Source organism: Streptomyces sp. NPDC006261 (assembly GCF_040613515.1).
GTDB lineage: Bacteria > Actinomycetota > Actinomycetes > Streptomycetales > Streptomycetaceae > Streptomyces.
In genome coordinates, this window is sequence record NZ_JBEXSI010000026.1 from 19,912 (window position 1) to 33,138 (window position 13,227).

At 71.1% G+C, this 13,227-nt stretch carries 17 protein-coding genes and 1 pseudogene; 9 read left to right on the forward strand and 9 right to left on the reverse strand.

Annotated elements, in window-relative coordinates; translation table 11 throughout:
• Nucleotides 1–160: 160 nt before the first annotated feature.
• The 9 genes and pseudogenes from ABZ154_RS18630 to ABZ154_RS18670 all read left to right on the forward strand — a co-directional run bounded on the left by ABZ154_RS18630 (nt 161) and on the right by ABZ154_RS18670 (nt 7,988).
• Nucleotides 161–1,732, forward strand: coding sequence for an ATP-binding protein (locus ABZ154_RS18630; RefSeq protein ID WP_356834052.1), 1,572 nt, complete (start codon nt 161–163; stop codon nt 1,730–1,732).
• Nucleotides 1,729–2,166 (forward strand): roadblock/LC7 domain-containing protein, encoded by a 438-nt coding sequence (locus tag ABZ154_RS18635; RefSeq protein WP_093694139.1) that lies wholly within the window; start codon nt 1,729–1,731, stop codon nt 2,164–2,166. The genes ABZ154_RS18630 and ABZ154_RS18635 overlap by 4 nt, the downstream gene beginning before the upstream one ends.
• Entirely contained in the window at nt 2,163–2,534 is a 372-nt protein-coding gene (locus ABZ154_RS18640; protein ID WP_030083166.1) for a DUF742 domain-containing protein, read from the forward strand. The genes ABZ154_RS18635 and ABZ154_RS18640 overlap by 4 nt, the downstream gene beginning before the upstream one ends.
• A complete protein-coding gene (locus tag ABZ154_RS18645; RefSeq protein ID WP_356833896.1) occupies nt 2,515–3,159 on the forward strand; it encodes an ATP/GTP-binding protein in 645 nt (214 codons plus the stop codon). Before ABZ154_RS18640 ends, ABZ154_RS18645 begins: the two co-directional genes overlap by 20 nt.
• A complete protein-coding gene (locus ABZ154_RS18650; RefSeq protein WP_356833898.1) occupies nt 3,156–4,418 on the forward strand; it encodes a cytochrome P450 in 1,263 nt (420 codons plus the stop codon). The genes ABZ154_RS18645 and ABZ154_RS18650 overlap by 4 nt, the downstream gene beginning before the upstream one ends.
• Nucleotides 4,415–5,644 carry a cytochrome P450 gene (locus ABZ154_RS18655; RefSeq protein WP_356833900.1) on the forward strand — a complete coding sequence of 410 codons (1,230 nt, stop codon included), beginning with the start codon at nt 4,415–4,417 and terminating at the stop codon, nt 5,642–5,644. The genes ABZ154_RS18650 and ABZ154_RS18655 overlap by 4 nt, the downstream gene beginning before the upstream one ends.
• A gap of 97 nt (nt 5,645–5,741) precedes the next feature.
• Nucleotides 5,742–6,860 (forward strand): phosphoserine transaminase, encoded by a 1,119-nt coding sequence (gene serC / locus ABZ154_RS18660; RefSeq protein ID WP_356833902.1) that lies wholly within the window; start codon nt 5,742–5,744, stop codon nt 6,858–6,860.
• A gap of 141 nt (nt 6,861–7,001) precedes the next feature.
• Nucleotides 7,002–7,437: pseudogene (locus ABZ154_RS18665) on the forward strand (Uma2 family endonuclease); the annotation flags it as partial.
• Nucleotides 7,438–7,472: 35 nt separating this feature from the next.
• Complete coding sequence (locus ABZ154_RS18670; RefSeq protein ID WP_356833904.1) at nt 7,473–7,988, forward strand: DinB family protein; 516 nt, start codon at nt 7,473–7,475, stop codon at nt 7,986–7,988.
• Nucleotides 7,989–8,002: 14 nt separating this feature from the next.
• Here ABZ154_RS18670 and ABZ154_RS18675 read toward each other — a convergent pair whose 3' ends face one another.
• The 9 genes from ABZ154_RS18675 to ABZ154_RS18715 all read right to left on the reverse strand — a co-directional run bounded on the left by ABZ154_RS18675 (nt 8,003) and on the right by ABZ154_RS18715 (nt 13,226).
• The gene (locus tag ABZ154_RS18675; protein WP_356833906.1) at nt 8,003–8,416 is read right to left on the reverse strand and encodes a DUF4259 domain-containing protein; all 414 of its coding nucleotides are present in this window, start codon (nt 8,414–8,416) and stop codon (nt 8,003–8,005) included.
• Between the two features lie 94 nt (nt 8,417–8,510).
• On the reverse strand, nt 8,511–8,987 hold the full coding sequence (locus ABZ154_RS18680) for an Asp23/Gls24 family envelope stress response protein (RefSeq protein ID WP_356834054.1): 477 nt from the start codon (nt 8,985–8,987) through the stop codon (nt 8,511–8,513).
• A 107-nt stretch (nt 8,988–9,094) separates the two neighbouring features.
• Nucleotides 9,095–9,385 (reverse strand): gas vesicle protein K, encoded by a 291-nt coding sequence (locus tag ABZ154_RS18685; protein ID WP_356833908.1) that lies wholly within the window; start codon nt 9,383–9,385, stop codon nt 9,095–9,097.
• Nucleotides 9,382–9,615 (reverse strand): gas vesicle protein, encoded by a 234-nt coding sequence (locus ABZ154_RS18690; protein ID WP_030567144.1) that lies wholly within the window; start codon nt 9,613–9,615, stop codon nt 9,382–9,384. Before ABZ154_RS18690 ends, ABZ154_RS18685 begins: the two co-directional genes overlap by 4 nt.
• A gap of 3 nt (nt 9,616–9,618) precedes the next feature.
• Nucleotides 9,619–10,449, reverse strand: a complete 831-nt coding sequence (locus ABZ154_RS18695; protein WP_356833910.1) for a GvpL/GvpF family gas vesicle protein — start codon at nt 10,447–10,449, stop codon at nt 9,619–9,621.
• A complete protein-coding gene (locus tag ABZ154_RS18700) occupies nt 10,446–10,829 on the reverse strand; it encodes a gas vesicle protein (protein WP_356833912.1) in 384 nt (127 codons plus the stop codon). Before ABZ154_RS18700 ends, ABZ154_RS18695 begins: the two co-directional genes overlap by 4 nt.
• Entirely contained in the window at nt 10,826–11,974 is a 1,149-nt protein-coding gene (locus ABZ154_RS18705) for an SRPBCC family protein (protein ID WP_356833914.1), read from the reverse strand. Before ABZ154_RS18705 ends, ABZ154_RS18700 begins: the two co-directional genes overlap by 4 nt.
• 6 nt (nt 11,975–11,980) lie before the next feature.
• Nucleotides 11,981–12,967 (reverse strand): histone protein, encoded by a 987-nt coding sequence (locus ABZ154_RS18710; RefSeq protein ID WP_356833916.1) that lies wholly within the window; start codon nt 12,965–12,967, stop codon nt 11,981–11,983.
• Nucleotides 12,960–13,226, reverse strand: coding sequence for a gas vesicle protein GvpG (locus tag ABZ154_RS18715; RefSeq protein ID WP_356833918.1), 267 nt, complete (start codon nt 13,224–13,226; stop codon nt 12,960–12,962). Before ABZ154_RS18715 ends, ABZ154_RS18710 begins: the two co-directional genes overlap by 8 nt.
• Nucleotide 13,227: the final 1 nt, after the last annotated feature.

Genomic DNA, 13,227 nt, shown 5'->3' on the forward strand with positions numbered 1-13,227 from the left:
ATCTTCCCAAACAGACCGTCAAGTCTCCTATAGTGACCAAGACTTGAGCAGGAACTATCAGCTCCAGTTGTGCACGATCGCCCGCTCCCGTGGTGAACTGTCCGGATTTAGCCGGTGCAGTTTCGCCCGTTCCGCACCGTCCGCCACCGAGGACTTTCGATTGCGCCCCTCATTCAGGCCCACCGCACTCGCCCTGCTGATTTCGGCAGCCGTCACCGGCACGCTGACTCTGTGGGCCGTGGCCGCGGCCCCCGCTTCGGTACGGTCCCCGCTGGCCTGGGGCGCGGGTGCGGCCGCCGTGCTGCTGAGCGTCAGTGTGGCCGTCACCGTGCACACCCTGGGGGCCGCGCGCACGCTGCGCTCCCTGCGGGCCGCCGACACCCAGCGGTTCACCTCCGAGACCTCGCGCCTGGTCTCCGCCTCCGCGGCCGAGGCCCAGCGCTTCACCGCGGAGACCGCCCGGATCAAGGCCGCCGCCTCCGCCGAGACCGCCCGGGTCGCCGCCGAGGCCCGCACCGAGGTCGAGCGGATAGCCGCGGAGGCCGCCGCCGAGCGGTCCCGGCTGTCCGTGACCGTCGACCGGCTCACCGCCCGCGCCACCCGCGCCGAGACCGAGCGCTCCGCCGCCGTCGCGGCCTGCGCCAACGCCGCCGGGCGGATGCAGGCCCTGGCCACCAGCATGCTGGCCGACCTGCGGGAGATGGAGCACCGCCACACGGACGAGTCCGTGCTCGGGGACCTGCTCTACCTGGACCACCGCACCGCCCAGGCGGGCCGGCTCGCGGACTCCATCGCCGTACTGACCGGGGCGCGGTCCGGGCGGCGCTGGGCCAAGCCGATCGTCATGGAGTCGATCCTGCGCGGCGCGATGGGCCGGATCGGCAGCTACCAGCGCGTCCGCCTCCACTCCACCAGCGACGTCGCGATCGCCGGGCACGCGGCCGAGGGCGTCATGCACGCACTCGCCGAACTCCTCGACAACGCGGCCAACTTCTCGCCGCCCACCGCCGAGGTCCACGTCTACGTGGAGGAGGTCCCGGCGGGCATCGTCATCACCGTCGAGGACAGCGGCCTGGTCATGAGCGAGGTGCAGCTGCGCCGCGCGGAGAAGGCCGTCTCCGCCGACCACCAGGACCTCACCAACCTTTCCGGCACCCGGCTCGGCCTCGCCGTCGTCGGCCGGCTGGCCCGTAAACACGGCCTGACCGTCTCCTTCCGGCCGTCCGCCCGGGGCGGCACCGGCGCGCTGATGATGCTCCCGCAGGACCTCATCTCCCGCACCACCGCACCGGCCCCGGGCCCGGCGGCCGCGCTCCCGGCCGCGGCCGCTTCCCCCGCGCCTCCCGCTCCCGTCGAGCCGGAGCCGTCGCACGCCTCGGCCGCCGGCGCGGACACCGCCGAGACCACGCCCACGGCCCGGACCCTCACCGCCATCGACTCATCCGAGCCCCTGACCCCGGCGGCGGAGCCGCAGCGCACGGAGTCCGAGCGCACGGAGTCCGAGTCCGAGTCCACCGGCACCGTCCCCGCGTTCGGCGAGAGCGGCCTGCCCAAGCGCCGCCGCGGCCGCACGCTGGCCGCCGCCGAAGCCCGTACCGGCAACGCCACCCCCGGCGGAGCCGACAACCCCCGGGCCCGTACCACCGACCCGAAGGTCCAGGCCGCGCGCTTCAGCACCTTCAGCCGCGCGGTACGTGCCAACTCCCCGCACCCGGAAGGCAACACCCGATGACCGCGACCACCGACGAGAAGCTCAACTGGCTGCTGGAGGGGCTGCTCGACCGCACCCCCGGGACCCGCCACGCCCTCGTCCTGTCCCGCGACGGCCTCAAGCTGTGCCGCACCCCCGAGCTCTCGGTCGACCAGGCCGACCAGCTGGCCGCGATCTCCGCCGGGATCCAGAGCCTCTCGCACGGCGCGTCCATCGAGTTCGGTGACGGCACCGGCGGCGTACGGTCCGCGATGGCCGAGTTCTACGGCGGTGTGCTGTTCATCGTCGAGGCGGGCGCGGGCGCCCACCTGGCCGTCGTCGCCGACGAGGACTCCGACGTAGGCCTGGTGGGCCACAACATGAGCGAGCTCGTCGAGCAGCTCGGCGAACACCTCGTCGCCCCGCCGCGCTCCCCCGCCGCCGATCTTCCGGCGGCCGAGAGCTCGGCCGTATGACGACGGCGCCCCGCCCCCGCCCGGGCCGCGACGACGATCCGGACCGGCTGTACACCCTCACCGGGGGACGCAGCCGCTCCGACTCGGCCGCCTTCGACCTGGTGACCCTCGTCGTCGCCGAGTGCGACCCGGCCCCCGGCATGCAGTCGGAGCACGTCGCGATCCTGCGGATGTGCCAGGGCCCCACCGCCGTCGTCGAGATCGCCGCGAACCTGAACCTGCCGGTCAGCATCGTCCGCATCATGCTGTGCGACCTGCTGGACACCGGCCGGATCAGCGCCCGCCACCCCCGTACCGCCCGTGTCGCGGACCGGCTCCCCGACCCCGACATCCTGGAACAGGTGCTCGTTGGACTCCGCAACCTCTGACCGCGCCACCCTGAGCGACACCGCGGACAACGGACTCAAGATCGTTGTCGTGGGCGGCTTCGGGGTCGGCAAGACCACCATGGTCCGATCCGTGAGCGAGATCCGTCCGCTCAACACGGAGGAGACGATGACCCGCGCGGGCGAGGCCGTCGACCACCTCGACGGCGTACAGGCCAAGACCTCCACCACCGTGGCGTTCGACTTCGGCCGCATCACGCTCGACGAACGCTCGGTGCTGTACCTCTTCGGCGCGCCCGGACAGGAGCGGTTCTGGTTCCTGTGGGACCGGCTGTTCTCCGGCACGCTCGGCGCGGTCGTCCTGGTGGACACCCGCCGGCTCGCCGACTCCTGGTACGCCATCGACCGCCTGGAGCACCACGGCACGCCGTTCATCGTGGCGTGCAACGACTTCGGCGGCCCGCTCCACAGCGAGCAGCAGATCCGCGAGGCCCTGGACCTCGCGGAGGACGTGCCGCTGGTGGAGTGCGACGCCCGGGACCGGTCCTCCAGCAAGTACGTGCTCATCACGCTCGTCGAGCACCTCGCCGCCCTCTCCGCCGCCCGCCTGCTCGCCCCCGAGGCGGCTCTGGCGACGGCCGCCCCGACCCCGGAGCCCGCCCCGTGACCACCCCCTCCGGCTGCCCCGTCACCCACGCGTCCGTACCCCTGTCCGGGCCCCGTTTCCAGAGCGACCCCGTCCAGCTCTACCGGGACATGCGGCGCGACCACGGCGCCGTCGCCCCGGTCGTGCTGGACGGCGACGTGCCCGCCTGGCTCGTCCTCGGATACCGCGAGCTGCACCAGGTAACCGGCGACCCGTCCCTCTTCAGCCGGGACTCCGACCTGTGGAACCAGTGGGACCACATCCCGGACGACTGGCCGCTGCTGCCGATGATCGGGCGCAAGCAGCCCTCGATCCTCTACACGGTCGGCGAGCGCCACAGCGTCCGGGCGATGATGATCAGCAACGCGCTGGAGGGCGTCGACCCGTTCTCCCTGAAGCGGTACGCGGAGGAGTTCGCGGACGAGCTGATCGACCGGTTCTGCACCAAGGGCTCGGTCGACATCATCGCGGAGTACGCCAAGCTGCTGCCCGCCCTCGTGCTGGCCAGGATCTACGGCTTCTCCGACGAGGAGGCCTACCCCCTGGTCGGCGCGATCAACGACATGATCGACGGCCGGGAGCGGGCGCTCGCCGGGCAGCAGCACCTGGGGACGTCGATGTTCCAGCTCCTGGCCGACAAGCACGCCGAGCCCGGTGACGACGTCGCCAGCCGGATGATCGCGGACGCCGGCGGCTTCACCGACGAGGAGGTCGCCCAGGACCTCATGGTGATGATGGCGGCCGGGCACCAGCCGACCGCCGACTGGATGGGCAACTCGCTGCGCCTGATGCTCACCGACGACCGGTTCGCCGCCTCGCTCTCCGGCGGCCGCCACAGCGTCGCCGAAGCCATGAACGAGGTCCTCTGGGAGGACACCCCCTCGCAGAACGTGGCGGGCCGCTGGGCCGCCCGCGACACCCACCTCGGCGGCCGCCACATCCGCGCCGGGGACCTGCTGCTCCTGGGGATCGCCGCCGCCAACGGCGACCCGCAGGTGAGGACCCACGCCTCGGCGCTGACCGGCGGCAACAACGCCTTCCTCTCCTTCGGCCACGGCGAGCACCGCTGCCCGTTCCCCGCCCAGGAGACCGCCGAGGTCATCGCCCGTACCGGCATCGAGGTCCTGCTGGACCGGCTGCCGGACGTGGACCTGGCCGTCCCCGCCGAGCAGCTGACCCGCCGCCCGTCGCCGTGGCTGCGCGGTCTGACGGACCTGCCGGTGATCTTCACGCCCACGCCCGCCCTCGGTAGACCCGGAAGCCTCGGAGGCCCCGCATGACCCGCATCGCGCTGGACCCGTTCGTCACCGACCTCGACGGCGAGAGCGCCGCCCTGCGGGCCGCCGGTCCGCTGGCCGAGGTGGAGCTGCCGGGCGGGGTGCACGTCTACGCGGTCACCCGCCACGCGGAGGCCCGCGCGCTGCTCACGGACAGCCGGGTGGTCAAGGACATCAACGTGTGGGGCGCCTGGCAGCGCGGCGAGATACCGATGGACTGGCCGCTGATCGGCCTGGCCAACCCGGGCCGCTCGATGCTGACGGTCGACGGGGCCGACCACCGCCGCCTCCGTACGCTGGTGGCCCAGGCGCTCACAGTGCGTCGGGTGGAGCGGCTGCGGGAGGGCATCGAGGCGCTGACGAACGCGAGTCTGGAGAAGCTGGCGGCCTTCCCGGCCGGACAGCCGGTGGACCTGAAGGCCGAGTTCGCCTACCCCCTCCCGATGAACGTGATCAGCGAGCTGATGGGCGTGGACGCGGCGGACCACCCCCGGCTGAAGGAGCTGTTCGAGAAGTTCTTCTCGACGCAGACCCCGCCGGAGGAGGTCCCGCAGATGATGGCGGACCTCGGTGCCCTCTTCACGAAGATCGTGGACGACAAGCGGGCGAACCCGGGCGACGACCTGACCAGCGCCCTGATCGCGGCCTCCGAGGACGGTGACCACCTCACCGACGAGGAGATCGTCAACACGCTGCAACTGATCATCGCCGCCGGACATGAGACCACGATCAGCCTGATCGTCAACGTGGTCGAGGCCCTCCAGACCCACCCCGAGCAGCGCAAGCAGGTGCTGAACGGCGAGATCCCGTGGGACGGCGTGATCGAGGAGACGCTGCGCTGGAACACCCCGACCTCGCACGTCCTGATCCGCTTCGCGACCGAGGACATCGAGGTCGGCGACAAGATCCTCCCGAAGGGCGAGGGCCTGATCATCTCGTTCGGGGCGCTGGGCCGGGACGAGGAGCAGTACGGCCCGACGGCAGGCGAGTTCGACGCCACCCGCACCCCGAACCGCCACATCGCCTTCGGCCACGGCCCGCACGTCTGCCCGGGTGCGGCGCTGTCCCGCCTGGAGGCGGGCATCGCGCTCCCCGCCCTCTACGAGCGCTTCCCGGAGCTGGAACTGGCGGTCCCGGCCTCCAAGCTGCGCAACAAGCCGATCGTGACGCAGAACGACCTGTACGAGCTGCCGGTGGCGCTGGGCTGCCCGTTCGGCCACGACGCGTAGACGTTCCCCCCTCACGGGGGTCCACGGGTCGGAGCACCCGTCTCATCGGACGGACACGGTTGCTGAGCCGTGCCACCGAGGGACTACGCTCCGACGCGTGGCCGACATCCAGATTCCCGCTGACATCAAGCCCGCCGACGGACGCTTCGGCGCCGGTCCTTCCAAGGTGCGGACGGAGGCGCTCGACGCGCTGGCCGCCACCGGCACCTCTCTCCTCGGTACGTCCCACCGCCAGGCCCCGGTCAAGAACCTGGTCGGCGAGGTACGCGACGGTGTGCGCAGCCTCTTCTCCCTCCCCGAGGGGTACGAGGTCATCCTCGGCAACGGCGGCTCCACCGCCTTCTGGGACATCGCGACGCACGGTCTGATCGAGACGAAGTCCCAGCACCTGAACTTCGGTGAGTTCTCCTCCAAGTTCGCCAAGGCCGCGAAGCTCGCGCCCTGGCTGTCCGACCCCACCGTCATCGCCGCCGACCCGGGCACCCACCCGGACCCGCAGGCCGAGGCGGGCGTCGACGTCTACGCCTTCACGCACAACGAGACGTCGACGGGTGTCGCGGCACCGGTCAAGCGCGTCGCGGGCGCCGACGAGGGCTCCCTCGTCCTGGTGGACGCCACCTCCGGTGCGGGCGGCCTCCCGGTCGACATCACCGAGTCCGACGTCTACTACTTCGCCCCGCAGAAGTCCTTCGCCTCCGACGGCGGCCTCTGGATCGGCGTGTTCTCCCCGGCCGCCCTGGAGCGCGCCGCCCGGATCCACGCCTCGGGCCGGCACATCCCGGAGTTCTTCTCGCTCCCGACGGCGATCGACAACTCCCTCAAGAACCAGACGTACAACACGCCGGCGCTGTCCACCCTCTTCCTGCTGAACGAGCAGCTGAAGTGGATGAACACCCAGGGCGGCCTGGACTTCACCACCGGCCGCACGGCCGCCTCGTCCGGCCACCTCTACGGGTGGGCCGACGAGTCCAAGTACGCGACCCCGTTCGTCACGGACCCGGCGAAGCGCTCGCAGGTCATCGGCACGATCGACTTCTCGGACGAGATCGACGCGGCCGGCGTCGCCAAGGTGCTGCGCGCCAACGGCATCGTGGACACCGAGCCGTACCGCAAGCTGGGCCGCAACCAGCTGCGCGTGGCGATGTTCCCGGCGATCGACCCGGCGGACGTGCAGGCGCTGACGGCGTGCGTCGACTACGTGATCGAGAAGCTGTAACGCACGGCTCTTCCTGCTGTACGGAGACGGCCCGGCACCCCCACGGTGTGCCGGGCCGTCTCCGCGTCGCTCGACCGGGTGGCATATGCCACAAGCGTGATCTCCGGCTGTCCCGCCCTACGATGATGCCCTCGGCACCGCCCTTTCATCGCCGCAGGGCTCGACGACGGCGAGAGCGAGGTCGTCCAGGGCATCGGCCTCTGGCTCCCCGGTGGCCTCCAGGACTTCGCGATCCCCGATCTGGCGATCGTCGACGCCGACTTCGACCGGCACCTGCGCGAGAACAACAGCTACGATCCCGCCCTGCTTCCGCCTCGTCCTGGAGGTCATCTCCGGGAACTACCAGAACGACGTCCGCAACAAGGTCACCGCCTACGCCCAGGCCGAGATCCCGGTGTACCTCATCGTGGACCGGAAGCACAGCCGCCTCCACGTCCTGACCGAGCCGCTCCCCGCCGGCTACGACCGCCACGAGGTCTACGCCCCCGGCCAGGAGGCTCCGCTGCCCGCCTCCATCGGCGCCGCAGTCAGCCTGAATGTGGACGAGATCGTGCGCGCGGGCCGGCCCAAACGCTGAGGGCGCGCCCCCGTGTTCGCCGTTAGGGTTCGCGCATGAGCTCCCCTGTGACCCACGTGCCCCCTGTCCCGTACACCGGAGGCGAGAAGGAGAGCCTCCACCTCAGCCTCGACCGCCACCGCGACGTCGTGCTGTGGAAGCTGGAAGGGCTGGACGACGAGCAGCTGCGCCGTCCGATGACCCCGACCGGGACGAATCTACTCGGCCTGGTCAAGCATCTCGCCGCCGTCGAATACGGCTGGTTCTGCTCGCCGTTCGGCCGGGAGACCGAGCCGTTCCGGTTCGACCCGGCGACCGAGGACATGGCGGCCGGCCCCGACGAGACGACCGCCGACATCCTGGCGTTCTACGCACGCGCCCGCGCGGCCGCCGACGCCTCGATCCGGGAGACGGACCTGGAGACGACGGGCACCGCGTGGGACGGCCGGGTCGTGTCGATGCGGTGGGTGCTCATCCACATGCTGGAGGACACGGCGCGGCACGCCGGGCACATGGACATCGTCCGGGAGCTCATCGACGGTGCGGTGGGCAGCTATCCGGGCCCCGGCTGACCGAGCGCCCGTCCTCACTCCCCCGGCGCCCCCGCCAGCACCGCGCGCAGGGCGGCTATCCCCGCCAGCCACTCCGTCTCCGCCCCGGCATCGGCCCACAGGTCCAGCGGCTCCGCGTTGGCACCGGTGAGGCGGTCCAGGGCGCGGACCGCGAGCGGGCGCAGATCGGCCGGGAGCTGGGGCAGCGGGTCCTTGGGGCCGTACGCCGTGGTGACGGGCTCGCCGCCGGGGCACTGGGCGGCGACCAGGGCGGCGGCCGCCACCGCCTCCTCGCCGCTGTCGAGATAGTCCTGCGGGGCGGTGCCCGCAGCGGCGGCCAGGACGGCACGGAGCACGTCCGCCTTCTTCTCCGGCTCCGCGTCGTCCACGCGCCCGCCGAAGTCGGCTGCGGTGTCGTTGTCGAAATGGCCGATGTCCCAGGCGCCCATGGGGTCCCCCCAGTGATTCGCGGTGTCCTGCGTCGATGTCCCCATCCTCGCAGCCACCACTGACAATCGGCCCGGCCCCGGGCCAGGGCTGGGATCACCTCACGCGGGAGCCCCCGCTGCGGGAACCGCCGCCGTCCGCGCCATCCTCGTCGTCATCGTCGTCATCGTCCGGGATGTGCACGTCGAAGACGTTGATGTTGACCTCGACGACCTCCAGTCCGGTCATCGTCTCCACCGCGTCGACGACATGCGTGCGGATCCGGTCGGCCAGCTCGTCGATCGGAACGCCGTACTCCACCTCGACGTCGACGTCGATCGCCGTCTGTTTCTCGCCCACCTCGACCTTCACGGTCCGTCCGCTGCTCGAGGATCCGGAGACCCGGCCCGTCACGGCGCCCAGTGCCTTCGACGCGCCCTTGCCCACCGAATGAACGCCGTCGGTCTCACGGATCGCGATGCCCGCGATGGTGGCCACGACGCCGTCGGCGATGGTGGTCCTGCCTCGCACGCCGCTTCCTCCGCTCCCGCCGCTCGTCGCCGGGTTTCCGCTTTGAGGTTCGATGTCGACCATGTCCGCCTCACAGGATGTGGTTGCCACGGGTGCTCCTCCCACCCGCGCGGGCCCCCTCATCCACTCTCCGCCCGCCCGCAGCCATCCGCCATTCGGGGTACCGGACCTCAGTCGCGGGGCAGTAGCGTCCCGAGGGGGCCGAGGTCCAGATTGAGGTCCTCCGGCCGCACACCGTGCTGGTCGCAGAGCTCCTTCATCCGCTGGTCGAGCAGCATGAGCGTGGTCCCGATCTCCTCGACCTGCCCATCGCTGAGGTCACCCTGTTCCACCCGGCGGATGGCCTGACGCTCCATCAACTGCCGGAGCAGCTCCACCACGGTCAGGACCAGGGCCACCAGGTCCCGCCCCATCTGCTCGGAGTCCAGATCGACCCGCGAACCCGCGCCCGAGCCCGTCACAGCGGCCCCCCGTCGGCCCAGGGCGCCGGGACCCGCTCGCTGACCGACGACAACAGGGCGTGCAGCGAAACTCGTACGAGAGGTACGTCGGCGATGGCGATCACCAGGTCCCCGCTGACGACGACCCCGGTCGCCAGAACACGGTCCAGCAAGTCCACCAGCGGCACTCCGATGGGCCCGCTCAGCGGTTCCGGGCTGTCCCACGGCACCACCGCGCGCTCCGCGTCCACCGGTCACACCTCCCCGACGAAGGAGTACGGCACCCAGGGCCCGGTCAGCTCGATCCGCGTTCCGGCCCGCTCGCCCAAAGCACGTACCAGCGATGCCAGTTCGTCCGCGCGCTGCTCGGCCACGAGGTACGTCGCGTTGAGCACGTGCACCCGGCTGTCGCCCCCCGGTACGGCTCCGTGCGTACGGAGGCGGCGTGACGCGGCCGCCAGCTCACGGAGTTCGGCGTCCACCGATTCCGCTACGGACAGGGCCTGCTCCCGGCGCCGCTCCCGGCGCTCCTGGACCCCGCGTTTGCGGTTCAGGTAGGCGAGCCCCGCTCCGGGGGCGGGGGCCTCGCGCCCGCCGCTACCCACGGGAGCGGCTTCCCTCTCCTCCTGGTCCTGCCGGGCGGCCACGGGCTCGTACACCTTCACGCCCCACTCGGCGTGGTGCGCGATGCGCTTCAGCACGCCGTGGAAGCGGTGCGCCTCGTCATCGAGGGCCCGGCGGGCCCGGTCGTCGTCGTGGTAGAGCGTGGCGAGGGGCAGCGGTACGGCGGGGCCGTGGACGGCCGCGGCGGACACGACCTCGTGGTGGGCCCGTGCGTACCGCTCGATCTCCTGCCGGTCCGAGAGCCGGGACTGCCAGACCTCGTCCGTGAAGTCGGCGGCCGGGACGGTCTGGACCACGGCGGTCAGCGGCCCGGAAGGCAGCAGCCGGACCGTCGCGCCGCCGGGCATGCCGGCCAGGCGCGTGACGTCCGCCGTGTTCACGGCACGAGTGCCCCGGCAGACGGCGAACACGTACGTGACACCGGTGCCCGGAGCCTGGGCCGGGGGGACGGGGTGCGTCATCTCTGCCTGTTCTCCTCGCTGTTGTGCCTGTCGGCGTTCCGGTGCGGGGCCGGGCCGTCGAACTCGTCCGCGGCCGGTTCGAGGGCCTGGAGGCGTTCCCGCAGCCGGCGGTTCTCGTCCTCCAGGGCGTTGCGTGACGCCTTGGAGCTGAGAGCCGGATCGGTCTCCCACCAGTCGATGCCCGCCTTCTTCGCAGTGTCGACGGATGCCACGAAGAGGCGGAGCCGGATGGTGAGGAGCTCGATGTCGAGGAGGTCGATCTTGATGTCCCCGGCGATGACGATGCCCTTGTCCAGGACGCGTTCGAGGATGTCGGCGAGGTTGGTGGTCTGGGGGCCGTTGGCCGGCGGCCCTCCCTGGCGGAAGTCGAGGTCGGTCACCGCGCGGCCTCCGACCGGCGCCTGCGGCTGGCGCGCCTCGGAGCGGGCGGCTCCTCGGACTCCTCTTCCACTTCGTCCTCTTCGTCCTCTTCGTCTTCGTCCTCAGGCTCCTCGTCCTCTTCGTCTTCTTCGTCCTCTTCGTCTTCTTCGTCCTCCTCGTCCTCGCCGTCCTCGTCGTAGTCCTCTTCTTCCTCTTCTTCCTCTTCGGGCTCCTCGTCCTCGGCCGCCTCCTCCTCGGGCTCTTCCTCGCCGTACTCCTGGTCCTCCCCGCCCTCCTCGTCCTCGGACTCCTCCGCCTCCTCGCGTTCGACGGCCTCCTCGTGGGTGACCACGACCTCGCCGTCACGGATCTCGCCGCGCCATCCCTCCGGCTCCTCCTCGGTGAGGGTCACATACCGGTGGAAGTGCTTGAAGTCCAGCCGCACGCGGCGGCCCTGGGCACGCCAGAGGTTGCCCGTCTTCTCGAAGAACCCGGACGGGTAGTACTCCACGACCAGCACGATCCGCGTCAGGTTCGGGGCCAGTTCGTGGAAGCTGATGGCGCCGCGCGTGCTGCCCTTGGCGCCCTCGGACGTCCAGACGATCCGGTCGTCCGGCACCTGTTCCTGCACCGTGGCCTTGAAGCTGCGGGAGGAGGGGCCGACCTTGACCTTCCAGTCGCTCTCCTCGTCCTCGCCCTTCGAGACGCTCTGGACGCCCTTCATGAAGCCGCTGAACTCGTCGTACTGCGTCCAGGCGTCGTAGGCGGTACGCAGCGGTACGCCGACGTCCATCACTTCGATGATGTTCATGAACTTTCCGCCGCCGGACTTGCGGTTGCCCTTCCCACCGCCGCCGCCATCACCGCCACCGCCGAAGAGGCCTTTCGCCTTGTCCACCACCGCGTCCTTGGCACCCTTGGCCTTCTCCGACATAAAGGCCTTGGCCGGGGATTCGCCCTGGAGCACGCGCGAGGCGATGGCGGGGAGCGAGCCGCCGTTCTCGGCACTGTCACTCAACTGGCCGGTCAGGTCCTTGAGTTTGTCCCCCGCCCTCTCGGCGAGCTGCTGGACCTGAGCACTGGCGAACTTCGACAGCTCCTCTTTGATGCGGTCGACACCCGACTCCGCCGGAGCCTCGGATTCGTCCTTGTCCGTCGTTGCCATGGCTGACTACCTCCGGCGGTCGGCGCGCTTGGATGCCGACCGCTTCGATGCCGCTGTCTTCTTCGCAGCAGACTTCTTGGCGGCGGGCTTGTTCGCGGGCTTCTTCGTTGCGGGCTTCTTGGCCGCCGATGTGCCGGACGCCGACTTCTTGGCTGCCGACTTCTTGGCCGGGGCGGTCTTCTTCGCTGCCGTCTTCTTCGCGGGAGCGGACTTCTTGGCTGCGGCCTCCTTGGCCGGAGCCTTCTTGGCCGGGGCCTTCTTGGCCGGGGCCTTCTTGGCCGGGGCCTTCTTGGCGGGGGCCTTCTTGGCGGGGGCCTTCTTGGCGGGGGCCTTCTTGGCCGGGGCCTTCTCGGCGGGGGCGGACTTCTTCGCCGCGGGCCGCCTGGCCGGAGCGGCCTTCCCCTCAGCCGACTTCTTGGCCGGGGCCGCCTTCCTGGCGGGTGACTTCTTCGCCCTGGACGGCGGCGGGGACGCCTCTTCGTCCTCTTCTTCGGGCTCCTCCTCGTCGTGGTCCTCTTCCTGCTCGGGCTCCTCGTCCTCTTCTTCGGGCTCCTCTTCCTCGTCCTCCTCCTCGTCCTCTTCTTCGGGCTCCTCTTCCTCCTCCTCGTCCTCTTCTTCGGGCTCCTCTTCCTCCTCCTCGCCTTCGTCCTCTTCCTCGTCCTCCGCCGCGTCGTCCGGCGGCGCGGTGAGCCGCGCCGTCCGGTCGCCGATGGCGTCCGCCAGGGAGACCATGGAGCGGTTGGCGGCGGCTGTCACCGCCTGGCGGCCCGCGTCGAGAACCTCGCCACGCAACTGCTTCTGCAGTTCGGCCACTTGTGGGACCTCGCCGAGCCTGCGCATCCCCTCGGCCGCCAGCTGGCGGGGTTCGAGTCCGAACCGGCGCCCTGCCAGATAGGTCGCGACGCTCAGGGCCAGCCGGCCCTTCTTCGTCCGGCCCAGCACGTATCCGCCTACCACGGCGGCTGCGAGCGTCACCTTCGCCTGGTCATCCATGCCTGTCACCTTCTGTTGTCGGTGTCCGGCCGGTCTGCGCGGCGTACAGCCGGTCGAGCAGCCTCTCCTCTTCCGCTTCGAATTCCTCCAGCCCGATGTGTCCCTCGTCGAGTTCGCGGTTGAGGGCCGCGAGCTGCGCGCGGATCACGCCGGGGTCGTAGAGCTCGCGTTCCGCGGCGTCCTGCAACCGCTCCGCGACCCACACCACGCCCCGGGCGGGCGCGAGGGGGAGCAGCAGCAGTCCGGAGATCAGCCCCATC

Coding starts and splice junctions, on each gene's coding strand:
- ABZ154_RS18635 (WP_093694139.1), top strand. CDS start 1,729: ATGACCGCGACCACCGACGAGAAGCTCAACTGGCTGCTGGAGGGGCTG.
- ABZ154_RS18640 (WP_030083166.1), top strand. CDS start 2,163: ATGACGACGGCGCCCCGCCCCCGCCCGGGCCGCGACGACGATCCGGAC.
- ABZ154_RS18655 (WP_356833900.1), top strand. CDS start 4,415: ATGACCCGCATCGCGCTGGACCCGTTCGTCACCGACCTCGACGGCGAG.
- ABZ154_RS18670 (WP_356833904.1), top strand. CDS start 7,473: ATGAGCTCCCCTGTGACCCACGTGCCCCCTGTCCCGTACACCGGAGGC.
- ABZ154_RS18675 (WP_356833906.1), bottom strand. CDS start 8,416: ATGGGCGCCTGGGACATCGGCCATTTCGACAACGACACCGCAGCCGAC.
- ABZ154_RS18680 (WP_356834054.1), bottom strand. CDS start 8,987: ATGGTCGACATCGAACCTCAAAGCGGAAACCCGGCGACGAGCGGCGGG.
- ABZ154_RS18695 (WP_356833910.1), bottom strand. CDS start 10,449: ATGACGCACCCCGTCCCCCCGGCCCAGGCTCCGGGCACCGGTGTCACG.
- ABZ154_RS18705 (WP_356833914.1), bottom strand. CDS start 11,974: ATGGCAACGACGGACAAGGACGAATCCGAGGCTCCGGCGGAGTCGGGT.
- ABZ154_RS18710 (WP_356833916.1), bottom strand. CDS start 12,967: ATGGATGACCAGGCGAAGGTGACGCTCGCAGCCGCCGTGGTAGGCGGA.
- ABZ154_RS18715 (WP_356833918.1), bottom strand. CDS start 13,226: ATGGGGCTGATCTCCGGACTGCTGCTGCTCCCCCTCGCGCCCGCCCGG.